General features: G+C 36.4%; 17 protein-coding genes. All 17 read right to left on the minus strand.

All coding sequences use genetic code 11. From position 1 onward, the window contains the following. Nucleotides 1-4,844: beta strand repeat-containing protein (locus CLV55_RS05435; RefSeq protein WP_394338235.1), on the minus strand; the 4,844-nt coding region annotated here is incomplete at its 3' end. Between the two features lie 160 nt (nt 4,845-5,004). After that, nucleotides 5,005-5,439, minus strand: a complete 435-nt coding sequence (locus CLV55_RS05440) for a LexA family protein (RefSeq protein ID WP_112112741.1) — start codon at nt 5,437-5,439, stop codon at nt 5,005-5,007. Beyond that, entirely contained in the window at nt 5,430-6,695 is a 1,266-nt protein-coding gene (locus tag CLV55_RS05445) for a Y-family DNA polymerase (RefSeq protein ID WP_112112742.1), read from the minus strand. The genes CLV55_RS05440 and CLV55_RS05445 overlap by 10 nt, the downstream gene beginning before the upstream one ends. A 113-nt stretch (nt 6,696-6,808) precedes the next feature. Beyond that, complete coding sequence (locus CLV55_RS05450; RefSeq protein ID WP_112112743.1) at nt 6,809-8,185, minus strand: NADH-quinone oxidoreductase subunit N; 1,377 nt, start codon at nt 8,183-8,185, stop codon at nt 6,809-6,811. 57 nt (nt 8,186-8,242) lie between these two features. After that, nucleotides 8,243-9,679, minus strand: a complete 1,437-nt coding sequence (locus tag CLV55_RS05455) for a complex I subunit 4 family protein (protein WP_112112744.1) — start codon at nt 9,677-9,679, stop codon at nt 8,243-8,245. 10 nt (nt 9,680-9,689) lie between these two features. Next, a complete protein-coding gene (gene nuoL / locus CLV55_RS05460; RefSeq protein ID WP_112112745.1) occupies nt 9,690-11,567 on the minus strand; it encodes an NADH-quinone oxidoreductase subunit L in 1,878 nt (625 codons plus the stop codon). A 6-nt stretch (nt 11,568-11,573) separates the two neighbouring features. Beyond that, nucleotides 11,574-11,894 carry an NADH-quinone oxidoreductase subunit NuoK gene (nuoK, locus tag CLV55_RS05465; protein ID WP_112112746.1) on the minus strand — a complete coding sequence of 107 codons (321 nt, stop codon included), beginning with the start codon at nt 11,892-11,894 and terminating at the stop codon, nt 11,574-11,576. 1 nt (nt 11,895) lies between these two features. Then, entirely contained in the window at nt 11,896-12,417 is a 522-nt protein-coding gene (locus CLV55_RS05470) for an NADH-quinone oxidoreductase subunit J family protein (RefSeq protein ID WP_112112747.1), read from the minus strand. Between the two features lie 2 nt (nt 12,418-12,419). After that, a complete protein-coding gene (locus CLV55_RS05475; protein ID WP_112112748.1) occupies nt 12,420-12,965 on the minus strand; it encodes a NuoI/complex I 23 kDa subunit family protein in 546 nt (181 codons plus the stop codon). Nucleotides 12,966-12,972: 7 nt separating this feature from the next. After that, nucleotides 12,973-14,004 carry an NADH-quinone oxidoreductase subunit NuoH gene (nuoH, locus tag CLV55_RS05480; RefSeq protein ID WP_112112749.1) on the minus strand — a complete coding sequence of 344 codons (1,032 nt, stop codon included), beginning with the start codon at nt 14,002-14,004 and terminating at the stop codon, nt 12,973-12,975. Nucleotides 14,005-14,011: 7 nt separating this feature from the next. Next, entirely contained in the window at nt 14,012-15,034 is a 1,023-nt protein-coding gene (locus CLV55_RS05485) for a 2Fe-2S iron-sulfur cluster-binding protein (RefSeq protein ID WP_112112750.1), read from the minus strand. Nucleotides 15,035-15,120: 86 nt separating this feature from the next. Next, nucleotides 15,121-16,488 (minus strand): NADH-quinone oxidoreductase subunit NuoF, encoded by a 1,368-nt coding sequence (gene nuoF, locus CLV55_RS05490; protein ID WP_112112751.1) that lies wholly within the window; start codon nt 16,486-16,488, stop codon nt 15,121-15,123. Nucleotides 16,489-16,492: 4 nt separating this feature from the next. Beyond that, on the minus strand, nt 16,493-17,023 hold the full coding sequence (locus tag CLV55_RS05495; protein WP_112112752.1) for a complex I 24 kDa subunit family protein: 531 nt from the start codon (nt 17,021-17,023) through the stop codon (nt 16,493-16,495). Between the two features lie 80 nt (nt 17,024-17,103). After that, nucleotides 17,104-18,339 (minus strand): NADH-quinone oxidoreductase subunit D, encoded by a 1,236-nt coding sequence (locus CLV55_RS05500; RefSeq protein WP_112112753.1) that lies wholly within the window; start codon nt 18,337-18,339, stop codon nt 17,104-17,106. Between the two features lie 19 nt (nt 18,340-18,358). Then, nucleotides 18,359-18,877, minus strand: coding sequence for an NADH-quinone oxidoreductase subunit C (locus CLV55_RS05505; RefSeq protein WP_112112754.1), 519 nt, complete (start codon nt 18,875-18,877; stop codon nt 18,359-18,361). 3 nt (nt 18,878-18,880) lie between these two features. Next, nucleotides 18,881-19,426, minus strand: coding sequence for an NADH-quinone oxidoreductase subunit B (locus tag CLV55_RS05510; RefSeq protein WP_112112755.1), 546 nt, complete (start codon nt 19,424-19,426; stop codon nt 18,881-18,883). Between the two features lie 51 nt (nt 19,427-19,477). After that, nucleotides 19,478-19,843 carry an NADH-quinone oxidoreductase subunit A gene (locus CLV55_RS05515; RefSeq protein WP_112112756.1) on the minus strand — a complete coding sequence of 122 codons (366 nt, stop codon included), beginning with the start codon at nt 19,841-19,843 and terminating at the stop codon, nt 19,478-19,480. Between the last annotated feature and the right edge of the window lie 111 nt (nt 19,844-19,954).

Below are 19,954 nucleotides of genomic sequence, written 5' to 3' on the forward strand. Positions count from 1 at the left end.
GCTGAATAGCCTCTTGGCGCTGATGTTAAACAGAACGTTGCTGTTCCATTATCATAACCATCAGCATCGGTATCTACATAATACATCGCGCCTACATGAATAGCTCCATTTGAATCATCACAATCTGTATTGTTTACAGAATATCCTGTTGGGGCTGTTGAAGCATCAACAGCACACAAAGTTACTGCGCTTCCTGCTCCATAACCATCAGCATCTGTATCCGCATAGAACGAATACGTTGCATGCATACTAGCATCTGAATCGTTACAGTCAGTATTATTTATTACATAACCTATAGGTTGTGTACAAGCCTGTTGTGTTATTAATGTATTTCCATATCCATCATCGTCGACATCGGCATAATACATTCTGCTACTAATAATGTTCAATACCAATGTCTTATAGTCAGTACACCCAGATGCATTAGTACTTGTATAATTATAGGTTCCGCTACTAGTATACGTTTGACCATTTACTGACCAAGTATAACTATCACAAGCTGTTATTGACTCACTCGATGATGTACTATTGTTGATTGTTAACACTAATGTCTTAACATCAGTGCATCCTGAAGCATTGGTACTTGTATAAGTATAGGTTCCGCTACTAGTATACGTTTGACCATTTACTGACCAAGTATAACTATCGCAGGAAGTTACCGATTGGCTTGAAGATGTAGCCAGAGTGTCTTGGGTAATAATACTATTTACTATTGTACTACACCCACTTGCATTGGTAACTGTAACTGTATATGTACCTTCAGAAGTAACCTCCAGAGTATCTGTAGATCCAATAATCGTTGAACCATTTGACCATGAGTAAGTCGTTCCTCCAGTTGCAGTAAGGTTTATTGAAGGAATTAAACAAGTTATTTTGCTAACGCCAGTATTGTTATTAATTACTGCGTTGGGTAATGCATTAACAACAATATTTTTTGATACAGATGCATTTGGACAGCCTCCAACTCCATTTAAAGAATACGTAATAACAGTTGTTCCTGAAGAAAGACCAGTTGCAACTCCTGAACTATTAATAGTTACTAGAGAAGGATTTAAAGAAGTCCATGAACCTCCTGATGTTCCATTAGTAGAAAAAGTGGTTAATCCACCCACACATATAGCGTCATTTCCTGATAGTACTCCGGTATCTTTAGGAGCTGTAACATTAATCGCTCCTGATATATTTGAATACGTTGTTCCACATGAATCAGTAACAACACAATAATAATAAGTAGTTCCTGCAGAGGTATTCTGAGGTGTAAAAGTAGCTAAAGTTGCTCCCTCAATACTAGTTGCTCCACTATAACTACTTGTGGAATTGCGATACCACTGGTAAGTTAATCCATTTCCACTAGCCGAAATACTCAAATTATTTGGCGCAGCTCCAACACATATATTTTGATTAGATGTTGCTGGTTGCGTTGTTATAATTGGATTATTTAATGTTAAACTATTAAAAAATAAATCATAATTTGGACCTGAACCCGCTCCAGCATTAAATAAACGAATTTGTGCAGGGCGCTGCCCTCCAGATTGTGTTAGAAAGGTTCTTCCTGAAAAAGTAACTGTAGCGCCTGCCTTTGTTTTTATTGTTATAGAATAGGTGTTAACTCCTGTATAAGTGATTGCAACGTCTAATCCGCCACCTGTATATCCTATTGTGGAATTAAAACCGATGACACTATCATTAATAAGGTAATTTGTTTGACCACCAACAAACAACAACTCCATTAAATTTTGTCCTGAATTATTTTGAAGACCAAAACCAATCACTTTTCCAGTATCTATATAACCATTGTCCATTGAGAATGAAAGCGTATTTCCTATATTCATTGCTACGGTTCTAAAAGCATTAGCAACATTTGTTCCACCGCGCGCGTACATTCCCCATGAAGTAGTTCCACCATTATTTATATCAGAACTACCAGTAAAAAAGCCTGCAGTACTTCCTATAGTTGATAAATCCCAAGCACCAAATCCAATTGTATTATCATTTTGCCCATTTGTCCATGAGGAAATAGCACTACTTATATTCACTGGAGAGATCGTTAGATTTAATGTCTTAGTATCCGTACACCCTGAGGCATTTGTTCCTACTTTAGTATAAATCCCGCTTGTTGTATAAGTTTGTCCGTTGGCAGACCAAGTGTAACTTCCACAAGCACTAACAGTTTGATTTGATGAGGTACTGTTATTTATAGTTAAGTTTAAAGTTTTAACATCGGTACATCCAAAAGCATTAATTGAAGTATAAGCATAAGTACCTGATGAAGTATAAGTAATTCCATTTACTGACCAAGTATAACTATCGCAAGCACTAACTGACTGACTCGATGTTGTACTTTTATTTATGGTTAAATTAAGGATCTCTGTATGACATCCGGAAACTACTGAGCGAATACCCGATGTAGTATATGTTTGCCCGTTTAATGACCACGTGTAGGTATCACAAGCAACAGCATTTGTTGTATTTGTTGAACTTGGAGTAATCGTTAACTCTAAAATTTGAGTAGTACAACCCGAAACATAAGTATAAGTACCACTTTGTGTGTAGGTTTGATTGTTTCCACTAGTCCATGTATAACTGTCACATGTAGCTATTGATGTAGTATTTGTCGTACTAGGAGTAACTGTTAAAATCAATGTTTTTATATCTGTACACCCTGATGCATTAGTACTTGTATAAGTATAGGTACCTGATGTAGTATAGGTTTGTCCATTTACAGACCAAGTATAATTATCACAAGCAGTTACGGTTTGAGTAGATGAGGTGTTACTATTTATGGTTAAGTTTAATGTTTTAATATCGGTACACCCTGATGCATTTGTAGTTGTATAAGTATAGGTGCCTGATGTAGTATACGTTTGCCCATTTGCAGACCAAGTATAATTATCACATGTTGTTACGGTTTGAGTAGATGAGGTACTGTTATTTATGGTTAAATATAATGTCTGATTTTGTGAACATCCAGCTGTATTAGTCCCAGCAAAAACATACGTGCCTGAGTTAGTGTAGGTTTGACCATTTACAGACCAAGTATAACTATCACATGCAGTAATAGTTTGGCTTGAAGGTGTACTAGCAAATAGTGTCAATTCTAGTGTTTTGGTATCACACCCTGAAACAAAAGAATATGTTCCACTTTGAGAATAAGTTACACCATTTACAGACCATGTATAGGTATCACAAGCTGAAACTGTTGTAGTACTATTAGCAACAGGAGTAATTGTTAAATTTAATATTTTAGTATCACATCCATTGACCGAAGTATAGATACCACTTGAAGTATACGTTTGCCCATTAGCCGTCCAAGTATAACTACCACAAGCAGCCACAGTACTTGAACTACTCGTACTTGGAGTAATTGTCAAGTTAAGTATTTTTGTATCACATCCATTAACATAAGTGTAGGTTCCACTTGTAGTATAGGTCTGACCATTAAGTGACCATGTATAAGAATCACAAGCTGATATTGTCTGACTAGATGAAGTGTTGCTGTTAATAGTAACAGCAATTGTAGAACTATTTGTACATCCTGAACTATTTAAAGAGTAGGTAATTATTGCAGATCCAACACCTGTTCCTGTTACCACTCCCGAAGCATTAACAGAAGCCACACTAGTGTTTGATGAAGACCATGTCCCTCCTGAAGTCCCATTAGTTGTAAAGGAACTTGTACCATTCAAACAAAAAGATTGCAAACCATTCAAGGTTCCGGTATTGGGCAATGCATTAACTGTAATAGTAAAAGGATAGTTATTACTTGCAATTCCGGAGGTTGAATTTTTAACAGTTAAAACACCGTTGTAGGTACCAGCACTAACTCCAATAGGCACAGATAAAACAATAGGCGAAGAAGGTAATGTTGCGTTTGTAACATTAGCAAATCCTACACTCAAAGCAGTCGAATCATAAACGATACTGTATTGATTTGGGCTATTAGTTGTTGCACTGTACGAGAGACTAGCAGTAGCAACACCTTTACAAATTGAAGGACTTGAACCTAAAGTTATTGTTGGCGCTGGTGCTAAAGCAGTAACTTTTTGACCAGAACTGTAATACGACCAATTCTCAGAATAAAAATAATAATCATAATTTGTTGACGCCGTCACGGGGTTTGTTGACGCCGTACCCGTACCAGTAGCATAAACAACCGTTCCTAATCCTATTGAACTGTTTAAAGCATAACTCGTACCATTTACAGGTGAGGTCGGAACAGCATCTTTTGGATATCTAACTATCATTACATTGTAATTTGTGCTACCTCCTGTAAATCTTGTCCAACTTAAACTCGCCGTTGTACCAGAAATAGATGCTGAGCAAGAGGTTGGATTCCCTAGCGCACTAACGTTGTAATAAGGACAACTTTTAGTTGATGTACTTGCAGTTAATGTTGTTTCATTTGTCCATCCTCCTTCGTCGGCATAGGTGTAGGTATCACCTGAATTTGCTTTAGCTCTACCTACAACAAACCAAGTCCCTGTAGCAGTAAATTGGATACCTCCAATGTTTCTCTGAACTCTTTTATTTGAACCGGTCCCATCTTGATACCAAGCTGCATCAGCCCAATTCCATCCGGTAGTGCCGTCAGAATTTTGCCCAAGTCCTACCATAGAGGAATTCCAAGATATTTGACCAATTTCAAATTGAAAATAGGTATTAGCAGGAATTTTATCTCCAAGATAATAATTAGCTATAGGTCTTCCTGTGGTCAATGGATTAACCCATATCTGAGCTTTAATTGCAAAGCTAATTAGGAAGAACAATAAAGATAAAACTTTTTTTAGTTTTATCTTTAGATTAGAATCGTAAGAAAACAAAAAAACAGAATTATTTTTTTTCATAATAAAAATTTTTTATAAAGTGTGTTTTTTATTAAAAAGATTATATAAAATCAAAATTAATAAAAAAGCAAAAAAAATACATAAAATATTTACGAAAACGTTTTAGTGTTAATAAATATTTATCATACTTAATAAAAAAACAATCTAGCAACTATCTGAATTACAGATTTTTTATCACATAGGTCACAATTCCCCATATAATCAATTCATTTTCTTCGGTAACTTTGATGGGAGGATAGTCTTTGTTTTCGGCCATGAGGTATACCGCATCGTGTTCGATATGAATTCTTTTTACGGTAAACTCACCATCGATGACACATACCGCGATTTTATGGTTTTGAGGCTCGAGGCTTCGGTCGATGACCAATATATCACCATCGTCAATACCAGCTCCTATCATAGATGTTCCTGAAGCTTTAGCATAAAAAGTAGCTTCCCTATTTTTTACTAATACGTTATCCAAACTGATTTTACTTTCGTCAAAATCGGCGGCTGGTGAAGGAAATCCGGCTTTGATACCACTGGAAACAAAAGGAAGTTCTTTAGTGGTATCCAAATCGGGAAGAAAGAAAGTAATAGGCTTTTTTAATGGCATCTTACGGTAAAAACATCTTTAATATCTGTGGTGTATTTAGGAGATAAATACTTTTGTTTCATTTTCCATGTGCGTTGTAAATCTTGATTCCCCAAACGGATTTTGCGTTCTCCAATTTTCTTATGGTAGGCATCGATGACTTCCATGAGTTTTTGATGTCTGGGGTCTTCTTCTTCAAACAAATGAAATTGTTTTTGTTGTTCAGGGATGATTTGAGTCACAATAACCCCTGCTTTTTTATAAAATTCCCCAGGTTCAAAGAGATCTTTGAGCAATTGTACGGCAGTAGTGCTCAGAGTGATATTGGAATTGCTGGCAAACGGCAAGGTTGTCATACGGTAAAAACTATAACGCTCACGGTCGACTTTATGATGATCTTTTCGCAAATAGAGGATGATGCCATGACAACATGATTTTTGTTTGCGCAACTTCTCGGCACAAATGGTAGCAAATGTCGAAACGCGTTCTTTCATGTCGTCAAACGTGGTGATGGTTCCATCAAAACTTCGCGTGATGGTGATGTTTTTTTTGTCTTTGGGTTCTTCTATTTCTAATACCGATGTTCCTTCGAGTTCCATTTTTAGACGCAAACCCACCACGCCCATTTCTTTCTTAATAAAGGCTTCGTGGTAGGGTTGGATAAAATCAAAAGCGGTTAAAATGTGTGTAGCTTTCATTTTTTTGGTTAAACGATACCCAATGCCCCAAACGTCTTCAATTTTAGTCCACTTTAAGGCTTTGATGCGTTTTTCGTCAGTATCTATCACATAAGAACCCCCTGTCTTTTGTGGAAATTTTCGCGCGATTTTATTGGCTACTTTGGCTAATGCTTTGGTTGGGGCAAATCCTACCGACACAGGAATGCTGAGCCATTTCAAGATTCGTTTTCTTATTTGAATCCCACATTCCTGATAATCCGAAAGATTCATTCCATCAAAATTTAGGAAGGCTTCGTCTATGCTATACACTTCAACCTGTGGTGTAAAGCCTTCCAAAATTTTCATTACACGACTGCTTAGGTCTCCATAAAGAACGTAATTGGATGAAAAAACATGAACCTGATGTCGTTTGAGTTCTTCTCGAACTTTAAATTCGGGTCCTCCCATAGGAATACCTAAGGCTTTCACTTCATCGCTTCTCGAAATGATGCAGCCGTCATTATTGGACAATATAACAATCGGTTTCCCATTCAAATGTGGCTGGAAAACACGTTCGCACGAGGCGTAAAAATTGTTACAATCGACTAAAGCATACATGCGATAAAATTACAAAAAACTAAAAAAGGCAAGTGTTAAATGTGATCGATTGTTGATAAATAAAAAAACCACCAAAAGCAATTTTGATGGTCGTTCTCTATATAAAAAGGAGGTTAGTTCAATAAATCGGTAATCACATTGGGATGCATTCCAATTACAAGGTTAATTAGAATGGAAATCACACCAACAGCATAATACACAAAAGGAATGTTTTGAGTCGTTTCTTGAGTCTCTTTAGTGTACATCGCAAGAATCAATTTGAAGTAGTACCCCACACTGATAATTGAATTAATTACTCCTGCAATGACTACTACCAAATAGCCCGCTTGTATGGTTTGTGTAAACAGATTGAATTTAGCAAAAAAACCAGCAAATATTGGGATTCCTGCCATAGACAGCAAGGCAGCTGTAAGTACCGCAGCCAATAACGGATTGGATCTCCCTAAACCATTAAAATGGCTTATGTTTTCGTTGTCTTTGTTTTTGGTTACAGCAATAATTACCGCAAAAGCGGCCATCCCTGCCAAGGCATACGCATACGTGTAATAACATAAATTAGATGCGGCATTGGCAATGCTTAACACCGTCATCAACATGAAACCGGCATGAGAAATCCCTGAAAAAGCCAACATACGCTTTACATTCTCTTGGCGTAATGCCATGATATTTCCTACCGTCATGGAAAGAATGGAAACGGTAACGATAATATTTTGAAATTGAATTGTCGGGAACAAATTCATCGCGGCTAACAATTTGTATAGTGCGGCAAATGCGACTACTTTAGCTAAAGTACTCATCGTCGCAGTAACTAGAGACGGTGAACCTTCATATACATCGGGAGCCCAAAAATGGAATGGTACCGCAGCTATTTTAAACAACATTCCGATAGTGATTAACGAAACGCCAATGGAAAACCAGATGGCTTTATCTAAAGCTCCTGAAAACTCGCTAATTTCTTTTAAGTCGAAGGTTCCAAAAGTTCCATATATCAAGCAAATTCCGAAAAGAATAAATCCAGAAGCAAAGGATCCCATTAAGAAATATTTCATTCCTGCTTCGTTACTTTTAATGTCCAAACGACTACTTCCTGCCAAGGTATATAACGCTATTGAAAGGGTTTCAATTCCAAGAAAATACATGGATAAATTAGCAAACGAGACCATAGCCACAGCACCTGCTAAAAGGAACACTTTGATGGCTACATAATCAGATATCTTGGTTTGATGTTCTTTGTACACATCATGACTCATGGCTACCAAAAAAACAGTCAATAGGATAAACAAGGACGAATATGTTTTAGCGTAATTATCAGCAAAAATCATCGTGTTGTAGTCGCTACTTAATTCTCCTAATGAATAAAGATTCAATGTAGAACCAAGAATTCCTAACAAACCCAAAACCGTTACGGGTACAAGTGCTTTTCTAAGGTTAAAAATTTCGGCAATTAAACAAAAAACGCCTAGTGCTGTTATTGCTATTAGTGTAATCATTTTTATTTAGGATTTAGGATTTAAAAGTTTAGTATCAACCTTCAATTCCAAAATTATTTATCGATTAATAGTTTTTAAAATTTCCGTAATACTTGGATTTACTAAATCTACAATTGGTTTTGGATATAAACCGTAGAATAATAAAAAGGCAATAAGTATTACAAAAACAATTGTTTCATTTATAGTAACGTCGGCAAAAACCTTAGTATTTGTCTCTCCTAGCATTACATTTTGGAACATTTTAAGCATATAGTACGCTCCTAAAATAATGGTTGTTCCACCGAAAATAGCAAACCAAATATTCACTTGAGACAAACTATACAATACCGTAAACTCTCCTACGAAATTGAATGTTCCAGGCAAAGCGACTGAGGCTAACACCAAAATCATAAACATCGACGTGAATTTTGAAGCTTGTGGGCGTATGCCTCCTAAATCTTCTATTTTGTAGGTTCCAAATCTTCTAAAAATTACTTCTGCTGCAAAGAACAAGCCTACAATAACAAAACCGTGTGCTATCATTTGTGAAACAGCTCCGCTTAAACCATCAGCAGTTAAAGTATAACAACCCGCAGCAATTAATCCCACGTGAGCTAAAGACGAATAGGCTAATAGTTTTTTCAAATCTTTTTGACGTAATGCCACTATCGAACCATAAATTACTCCAGCAATGCTCAATCCGATTAATGTTGGCATATACATTTTGGCTGCCAAAGGTGCAATGGGCAATTGCCAACGAATTACGCTGTATAATCCCATTTTTAGCATAATACCTGATAAAAGCATGGTTCCAATAGTTGGTGCTTTTTGGTACACTTTTGCTTGCCAAGTGTGGAAAGGTATAATCGGAATTTTAATCGCATACGCTAAAAAGAATGCGAAGAAAATCCATGTTTGTTCAGTAGCGGTTAAATTTAATTTGTATAAATCTTCTAATAAAAAGCTACCTGCGTTGATATATAAATAAGCGAAAGCAATTAGCATAAATAACGAACCTCCTAAAGTATAAATAAAGAATTTCACTACCGCTTTTTTGCGTTCGTCGGCATCGCCATTACCCCAAATTAAGGCAATGAAGTAAATAGGAATTAATGCTAATTCCCAGAATATGTAATATAACAAACCGTCAGCGGCTAAGAAAGTGCCCGTCATGGCAAATGCCATAAACAAAACCAACGCATAGAAGTTTTTCGATTTTTCGAAGTGGTTACCAAAGCCTGTTAGAATTATTAAGGGCGTTAATGAAACCGTCAATAAAACCATGGCCAATGACAAACCATCAGCTTTTAAGGCAAACGATACATGAGGTTGTAAAATCCATGGATTGTTTACATTAATATCAACGCCTCCTAAAAAGTGATTTACTAATACTGATGAGCAACCTAATGCTACTAAGCTGAAAAACAAAGCGACTTTAGAAGCAAACTTATCTCCTGAAAGAAACGTTGCTAAAGCACCAAGTAAAAGAATAAGTAATATAAGTGATACGTTCATTTTCTCTGATTTATTGACCTAAAAACAAATAACTAACTAATGCTAAAACACCAATGACAAAGGCAAACAAGTATAATCCAATACTTCCCGTTTGTACTTTTTTACCTTGATTTCCAAGTCCATTGGCTACAGTACCCAATCCGTATACTATATTACCTAATGCAGGTTCTAGAGTCGTTCTAAAGAAATTTGACAGGGCATTTAAGGGTTTTAAAATTAATGACATATAAAATTCATCAACGTAATATTTATGGTAAATGGTTTTTGAAAAACCAACAATTTCTGAATCTTGTTTAGGTACAAATCCTTCTTTGATGTATTTTGAATAAGCCCAACCAATTCCGATGATTGCTCCAGTTAAAGCAATTCCCATTAGCATATATTCTTGGCTTCCAAGAGCATGTTCTTCGTGTTTTCGGGCTAAAATTGGTTCTAAGAAGTGGTTTAACCAATTGCTTCCAGGAAGGTTAATCAAACCCCCAAAGGTTGCTAATGCGGCTAATATAATTAATGGCCATGTGATTAAACTCGGACTTTCGTGTAAATGATGTTTTTGTTCTTCGGTTCCTCTAAAGTCTCTGAAGAACGTTAAATACATCAATCGGAACATATAGAACGCTGTCATGATAGAAGCAATTGAACCCATTATCCATAACCCTTTATTGTGTTCGAAAGCTACCATCAAGATTTCATCTTTTGACCAGAATCCAGCGAATGGAAAAATACCCGCAATGGCTAAAGTTGAGATTAACATGGTTGCAAAGGTAATCGGCATTGCTTTACGCAAACCACCCATTTTACGCATGTCTTGTTCGCCGTGTAGCGCATGAATCACCGAACCAGAACCCAAGAATAAACACGCTTTGAAGAACGCATGTGTAATTACGTGGAAAACAGCAACATTGTAAGCTCCAAGACCTAAGGCTAAAAACATTAACCCTAATTGTGAAACGGTTGAATAAGCTAGTACTTTTTTAATATCATTTTGAAATAATCCAATGGATGCAGCCACTAAAGCGGTAATGGCTCCAACAATTGCGATAATATTTTGAACTTCTGGAGTTACATCGAATAAGAAATTCATTCTAGTAATCATAAAAATCCCTGCGGTTACCATCGTAGCTGCGTGGATTAACGCTGAAACTGGTGTTGGACCAGCCATGGCATCAGGTAACCAAGTGTAAAGTGGTAATTGTGCCGATTTTCCAGTTGCTCCAATGAATAAACATAAGGCAGCAATTGAATATAAAGCAGTGTTTGTATTTCCAGCTGATAAAGCTTGTTTCATTTCAACAAAGTTTAATGTTGAAAATAAACTTGCCAAAATAAAAATCCCAATCAAGAAGCCTAAATCTCCAATTCTATTCATGATGAATGCTTTTTTAGCAGCATCATTATACTCTTGATTTTTATGCCAAAATCCGATGAGCAAATACGAACAAAGTCCTACGCCTTCCCATCCAATAAACATGACTAATAAGTTGCTTCCTACAACCAAAGTTATCATGAAGAACACGAATAAATTCAAATACGCAAAAAACTTGTGCATATTTTCGTCATCGTGCATGTAGCTGATCGAGTATAAGTGAATCAAGGAACCAATACCTGTTACGAATAACAACCAAAGTAATGATAATTGGTCTAGTAAAATTCCGAAATCTACTTTAAGATTTCCTATTTGAATCCAATCCAATAATTTAATTGCTATTGGTTTTCCAGAAGCATTTAATTGCATGAAAAAATACACACTCATCGCAAATGAAACGACTACTGCTAGTGTTCCTAGGGCTCCTGAAATGCCTTTTCCAGCTTTCTTTCCTAGGAAAACATTGAATAAGAACCCAACAAATGGGGTTAATAATAAAAGTAAAACTAAACTATTGTCCATTAGGGATTATCCTTTTAAGTTTTTTAAATTAGAAATGTCAACCGAACCAATATTACGAAATACTGAAACTAGAATGGCCAAACCAACGGCTACTTCGGCTGCGGCTACGGTCATGGAAAAAAATACAAATACTTGTCCTTTTGGATCTTGATGATAGGTCGAAAACGCAACAAACAATAAATTAACTGCATTCAACATAATCTCTATCGACATAAAAACAATAATCGCATTTCTTCTATATAATACTCCAAAAACTCCTATACAGAATAAAAGTATTGACAGAAAGATATAATTTTCAATCCCTATTTGATTTAATATATTGTCCATTTTATTTTGTTTGTTTTTCTTTTTTAGATAATAACACAGCTCCTATCATGGCTACCAAAAGAAGCACCGACGTGAATTCAAAAGGAACCATAAAACCGTCTTTATTATCCAATAACACGGTTCCAAGTTTTTTTATGGATTGAAAATCACCTTCAATGGGAGCATAATCCCCAAAGAATGGTTTTGAATGTCTAAACAATAAAAGTAATACCGTAGACAATAAAACCAAAACTGTGATGGCTCCTAGTCTGGTGATACGTGGTTTATGAACTTCATCTTCTTTATTCAAGTTCATCAACATGATGGTAAAAAGGAATAATACCATGATGGCTCCAGCATATACAATGAGTTGTACCAAGGCTAAAAACTGCGCATTGAATAATAGGTAATGTCCCATAATTGAAACCATACAAATTACCAAATAAATGGCACTATGTATTGGATTTCGACTGTAAATTGTCAAAAATGCAGAGGCCAATGTAATTGCGGCCAAAACATAAAATATTATAAGTACTGGTGCCATATTTAATTTTGTTTTTTACTATTTGCAATAGCCATTTCGAGAGGCATCACTAATTTATCTTTACCAAAAATGAAATCTTCTCTATGATATTGTGCTGGAACAAGTTCTTTAGAGATGGTCAAATAGATGGCGTCTTTCGGACAAGCCTCTTCACAAAGCCCGCAAAAGATGCATCGCAACATGTTGATTTCGTAGATTTCGGCATATTTTTCCTCTCTGTACAGATGTTCTTCTCCAGGTTGGCGTTCAGCAGCTTTCATGGATATAGCTTCAGCAGGACAAGTTAGCGCACACAATCCGCAAGCTGTACAATTCTCACGTCCTTGCTCATCTCGTTTTAACATGTGTCTTCCGCGGTATAAAGGACTAAAAGGGCGTACTTGCTCCGGATAGTGAATGGTTGCTTTTTTTCTAAAAAAATGTTTGATGGTAATCCACAAACCCTTTACAATGGCGATCAAATAGAGTCGCTCTAAAAAGGTCATTTCCTTATTGGAAACTTGTTTTTTCTTACCTGATAATGAAATATTTTGTATTGCTGTTGACATATTTACTCTATTTAAAAACTAAAATGCAAATACCCGTTATAATAATATTAGCAATTCCCAATGGAATCAATATTTTCCAACCTAAATTCATCAATTGATCGTATCTAAACCTTGGTATGGTCCATCTAATCCACATAAAGAAAAAGATGAAGAAACATAATTTTACAAACAAGGCAGCAATTCCGATGCTATTAGCAACATTTACACCCCAATGTTCTAATGCCCAACCCATTCCCGGATAGTTGTATCCTCCGAAAAACAAAATAGAAATGATGGTAGAGGAAATAAACATATTAGCATATTCGGCAAACAGATAGAATCCCATTTTCATAGAAGAATATTCTGTGTGATATCCTCCAATCAATTCTGACTCACATTCGGCCAAATCGAATGGGGTTCTATTGGTTTCTGCGAAAGCACAAATTAAAAAGATTAAGAATGAAAGCGGTTGGTAAAAAACATTCCAATGAAACCCTGTTTGTTGGGCTGATATTTCTTTTAAACTCAAAGTTCCTGTCATCATCAATAAGGCAATGATAGACAATCCCATCGCTACTTCATAGGATACCATTTGCGAAGCAGCACGAACCGCTCCCATAAGCGAGAATTTATTGTTGGATGCCCAGCCTCCAATCATAATACCATAGACCCCTACTGAAACGATTCCGAATATATATAATAAGGAAACATCAATATCTGTAGCTTGCAAAATAATATCACGACCAAAAAGGTGTAATTTATCTCCCCAAGGAATTACAGCACTAGTCATTAATGCGGTACTCATGGCAATAGCAGGCCCAACAAAAAATAAAAATCGGTTTTTAGTATCTGGCTCAAATTCTTCTTTCGCGAAGAGTTTCATTCCATCTGCTAGGGGTTGTAATAATCCGCCCCATCCTGCTCGGTTTGGCCCAACTCTATCTTGTAAAAAAGCAGCAACTTTACGCTCTGCCCAAGTAGAATACATGGCCATAATCATTGTAAAAGCAAAAATTACAACAATAAAAATACTTTTTTCTATTATAAATGCACTTTCCATTTTTATCTTATTTATTATTGTCTAATGGAATTTTAGCCATACTAATTTTTTTTCTGTCAATGTCTCTTCCTTCGAGAATTCCTTTTTCAGTATTGATTACTACTTTATCTAGTTTTCTCGTATAATTATTCTGATTTATAACAGAATCTTTTTCAAATTTACGTGGCCCTTCAATCGTCCAATCGGCTACTTCTTTTTTGTCGAAACGACAAGTATTACAAATAAACCCTTCTACTTCATGATATTCGTCTTTTCGTGCAGTAACTCTTTGGATTTCATTTCCAAACATCCACAAAGTTGTTTTACCGCAACATCCTGGTGTAGTACATGTTCTGTGTGCGTTGAATGGTTTGTTAAACCAAACTCTCGACTTGAATCGGAATGTTTTGTCGGTCAAAGCACCAACAGGACATACATCAATCATATTCCCCGAAAAATCATTCTCAATAGCAGCCGCAATGTAGGTTGAAATTTGGGCATGATCGCCACGATTTAACACTCCATGTACACGGTCGTCTGTGAGCTCTTCGGCTACTTTCACACATCGTTGACACAAGATGCAACGGTTCATGTGTAATTGAATTTTATCACCAATATTTTCGGGTGCAAACGTTCTTTTCTCCTCAATAAAACGGGTTTCCGATTTACCATGTTCGAAACTTAAATTTTGTAAGTCACACTCCCCTGCTTGATCGCAAATTGGGCAATCTAGGGGGTGATTGATTAACAAAAATTCGGTTACTGATTTTCGCGCTTCCTTAACTCTTGCTGAAGACGTGCTAGCCACTTCCATTCCATCTTGACATCCTGTTACACACGAAGCGACAAGTTTTGGCATCGGACGAGGATCGGCTTCACTTCCTTTAGTTACATCAACTAAACAACAGCGACATTTTCCGCCGGTTCCTTTTAGTTTTGAATAATAACACATGGCTGGTGGAACCGATTCTCCACCAATCATACGAGCAGCTTGTAGGATGGTTGTTCCTGGTGCTACTTCAATCTCTTGACCGTCTATGGTTACTTTCATTATCTATTTGTTTAAAAGTTTAAAAAGTTTAAAAGTTTTAAGTGCTTCCACTTCTTCCTTCCAACTTCTAACTTCGTACTTCTAAATTATACTGTTTCTTTTGCTACTAAATGTTTTACCTTTTCAAAAGGTTCTGCCACAAAATGATCTCTATTTTTAACTTTTTCTGGGAAGCGAATATGGTATTCGAATTCTTCTTTAAAGTGACGAATAGCCGCAGCTACTGGCCATGAAGCAGCATCCCCTAATGGACAAATAGTATTTCCTTCTATTTTGGATTGGATACTCCATAATAATTCAATGTCTTCTTCACGCCCTTGGCCATTTTCAATACGCCATAATACTTTTTCTAACCATCCTGTTCCTTCGCGGCAAGGCGTACATTGTCCGCAACTTTCATGATGATAGAATCTTGAAAAATTCCATGTATTTCGAACAATACAAGCTCTATCGTCATATACTATAAATCCCCCTGAACCTAACATTGATCCTGTAGCAAAGCCCCCATCAGACAAACTTTCGTAGGTCATCAAACGATCTTCTCCTGCGGCAGTTTTATAAATTAAATGTGCGGGTAAAATAGGCACTGAGCTTCCTCCAGGCACCAAAGCTTTTAAAGGTCTATCCGTTTGCATTCCACCTAAATATTCGTCAGAATTCATGAATTCGTATACGGACAGTCCTAACTCAATTTCATAAACGCCCGGATTTTTGATGTTCCCAGAAGCCGAAATTAATTTGGTCCCTGTAGAACGTCCAATACCAATAGCAGCATATTCAGCTCCCGAATTATTCACAATCCATGGCACAGAAGCGATACTTTCAACATTATTTACCACGGTTGGGTTTTGCCATAAACCAGATATGGCTGGAAAGGGTGGTTTTAGTCTAGGGTTTCCGCGTTTTCCTTCTAAACTTTCAATCAAAGCAGTCTCTTCACCACAGATGTAAGCTCCTCCACCAATTTGCACATACAAGTCCAAATCGTACCCTGTTCCTAATATATTTTTTCCTAACCATCCTGCCGCACGGGCTTCAGCAATGGCTCTTTCTAAAATTTTGTATACCCACATATATTCCCCACGGATGTATATGTAAGATAAATTTGCCCCAAGTGCATAACTAGAGGTAATCATTCCTTCAATGAGTAAATGAGGAATGTACTCCATTAAAAATCTATCTTTGAATGTTCCTGGTTCTGATTCGTCGGCATTACACACTAAATGACGAGGTTTACCCGACTTTTTATCGATGAAACTCCATTTCATTCCTACTGGGAAACCCGCGCCTCCACGACCACGAAGACCTGATGTTTTTACTTCTTCGGTAACCTCATCGGGGGTTAATGTTTTTAGGGCTTTTTCTACCGAAGCATAACCGCCTTCACGACGATACACTTCGTAAGTTTTAATGCCTGGAACATTGATTTTGTCTAATAATATTTTTCTTCCCATAATATTATTTATCGTGTAAGGTGATTTTTCCGTCTTTACAATCAGCAATTAACTGATCTATTTTTTCTTTGGTCAAGTGTTCTTGGTAGAAATCCCCCAACTGCATCATGGGTGCATAGCCACAAGCGCCAAGACATTCTACGCCTCTCACTTCAAACTGTCCGTCTGGGGTTGGTTCTCCTACTTTTACGCCAAGTTTCTCACACGTGTAATCCATCAAATCCTCTACTCCTCGTTGACAACAAGGCGACGTTTGACAAAATTCAAACATATACTTTCCAATAGGTCTCTGATTGAACATGGTATAAAAGGTTACCACTTCATAGACCTCAATAGGTTTTATCTCAAGAATTTCAGCTACTTTGTTTTGCAATTCCACACTAAGCCAATTATCATGAGCATCTTGGACTTCATGCAATACGGGTAACAAAGCCGATTTCTTTTTATCGGCAGGGTAATGACTGATTAACTCGTTGATGCGATTCATCAACGCTTCGGTCATGTGTATTTCTTGTTTTATATGTGATTTTTCCATTTTTATTATTTTAAATTTTGAATTATAAATTTTAAATGTTTGGATAATTTAAAATTTAAAATTCATCATTTATAATTTCATTATGCGTCCAATTCTCCTGCAATAACATTTAAACTTGATAATATCACGATAGCATCAGACAACATACCTCCTTTTATCATTTCAGTATAGGCTTGATAATATACATAACAAGGTCTTCTAAATTTTAATCGGTAAGGCGTTCTACTACCATCGGTGATTAAATAAAAACCTAATTCTCCATTTCCTCCTTCCACTGCATGGTAAATTTCAGCAACGGGTACGGGTACCTCTCCCATAACAATCTTGAAATGGTAAATCAAACTTTCCATATTGTGATAAACGTCTTCTTTTGGAGGCAAATAATAATCAGGAACATCGGCATGATAAGGGCCTTCTGGCAATTTAGCTAATGCCTGACGAATGATACTTAAACTTTGCCATACTTCTGCATTTCTCACACAAAAACGGTCGTAAGTATCGCCTGACTGTCCAACAGGGATATCAAAATCGAAATCTTCATAGGAGGAATAAGGTGCTGCTTTTCGAACATCATAATCAATTCCTGCTGCTCGTAAATTTGGACCTGTTAAGCCATATTGCATTGCTTTTTCAGCAGAAATTGGTCCTACGTTTACTGTTCTATCAATAAAAATTCTATTTCTTTCAAAAAGATTTTCAAATTCTTTCCAAGCTATGGGAAATTCTTCTAAAAAGACATTAAGCTTTTTAAAAGCTTCGTCAGACCAAGCTCTTTCAAAACCTCCAATTCTACCCATATTAGTTGTTAAACGAGCTCCACAAATTTCTTCGTAGATTTCATATATTTTTTCTCTAAATTGAAAAACATACAAAAATCCTGTGTAGGCTCCCGTATCTACCCCTAGGATAGAATTACAAATCAAATGGTCTGCAATACGCGCCAATTCCATAACAATGACTCTCAAATATTGTGCTCTCTTTGGCACTTCAATATTCAATAATTTTTCTACGGTCATCCACCAAGCCATATTATTGATTGGTGAGGAACAATAATTCATTCTATCGGTCAATACATTGATCTGATAAAAAGGTCTGTTTTCAGCAATTTTTTCAAAAGCTCTGTGAATATATCCGATAGTAGGCTCTGCGTCGAGAATTTTCTCACCATCCATTAATAGAATGTTTTGAAAAATTCCATGGGTAGCGGGGTGCGTGGGTCCTAAATTTAGGATAGACAACTCGCTTCCATCTTCATTACGCATTTTTTCAATTATTTTAGCATATCGATGCTCGGGAGGTAGTAATAAGTCTGACATTTTATAATGTTGAATTATTTTAACAATTAGCTGGGGTTCTTCCGAAGAAACGATCGTCTTTGTCTGTTCTTCCTCCATCTTCCATAGGAAATTCTTTTCTCATGGGATGCGACACCATTTCTTCCATATTTAATATTCGTTTGAGTTGGGGATGTCCTATAAAATTGATTCCATAAAAATCCCATGCTTCTCTTTCCATCCAATTGGCGCATAAAAACAAATCGGTTATGGTTGGCACCTCAGGAGATTCAGGAAGATACGTCTTGACACGTATTCTTACATTTTCAACCCAATTGTGCAAGTGATAAACGATAGCAAATTGATGATTTTCATCATTATCCGGAAAATGAACACCCGCTAAATCCGTCAAGAAATGAAAATTTAATTGTTCATCTTCTTTCAAGAAACGAATGACGTCATGGATTTCGTCTGGTGTAGCTTCGAATGAAAAAATATCTCTACTCATTTCAAAATTCAGTACTTTATTCCCATATTTTGAAATCATTTTTTCTTTTATAAACTCAATTTCTAAAGCCATTTTCTATAAATTATATGAGGCCAATAATTCTTTATATTCTGGAGAATTTCTTCTTCTTACAGATTCATTTTTTACCAATTCTTGCAATTGCATTACGCCTTGAACGATTTGTTCCGGTCTCGGTGGACATCCAGGTACATATACATCAACTGGAATAACTTTGTCAATACCTTGTAAAACAGAATATGTATCAAACACTCCTCCTGAAGTAGCACAAGCCCCTACAGCGATTACCCAACGGGGTTCGGACATTTGTTCGTATACTTGACGAAGAATCGGGGCCATTTTTTTGGAAATAGTTCCCATAACCAACAACATATCTGCCTGACGAGGTGAAAAACTTACTCGTTCTGAACCGAAACGTGCCAAATCATAGTGAGATGCCATAGTAGCCATGAATTCTATCCCACAACATGATGTAGCAAAAGGCAAAGGCCAAAGCGAATTGGCACGTGCCAAACCTACCACATCGTTCAATTTTGTAGCAAAGAAGCCTTCACCTACAACTCCTTCTGGCGGAGCAACCATTTTTGTTTTAGAATCACTCATTTATAATTCGTACTTAAATTAGTATATCAATTCAACTCGATTATGATGCAATTATTCCCACTCAAGGGCTTTCTTTTTGATAATATAAAAGAATCCCACCAAAAGAAACAACATGAAAATTACCATTTTTATCATTCCTGTTTCGCCTAATTCTCTAAAATTTACTGCCCAAGGATATAAAAATATTACCTCTACATCAAAAAGCACAAAAAGTATCGCTACTAAAAAATATTTTACCGAAAAAGGAATACGAGCATTCCCCACCGATTCAATCCCGCATTCGAAGTTTTTATCTTTACTTTTCGAATGTCTTTTAGGACCTAAAAACCCCGATCCTATTATGGTTGCTACTACAAACCCAATCGCAAGTCCCGCTTGCATGAGGATGGGCAAAAAATCATGTTGTGTAGATTGCATGTCGTTAAAATTTAGACTTTAATAAAATAGCCACAAATATACGTGGCTTTATTTAATTCACAAAAATCAAACTCTAAACGTTACTTATTTCTTTCTTAAAATCGTTTATTT

The sequence above is a fragment of the Flavobacterium aciduliphilum genome (assembly GCF_003268855.1).
GTDB classification, from domain to species: Bacteria; Bacteroidota; Bacteroidia; order Flavobacteriales; family Flavobacteriaceae; genus Flavobacterium; species Flavobacterium aciduliphilum.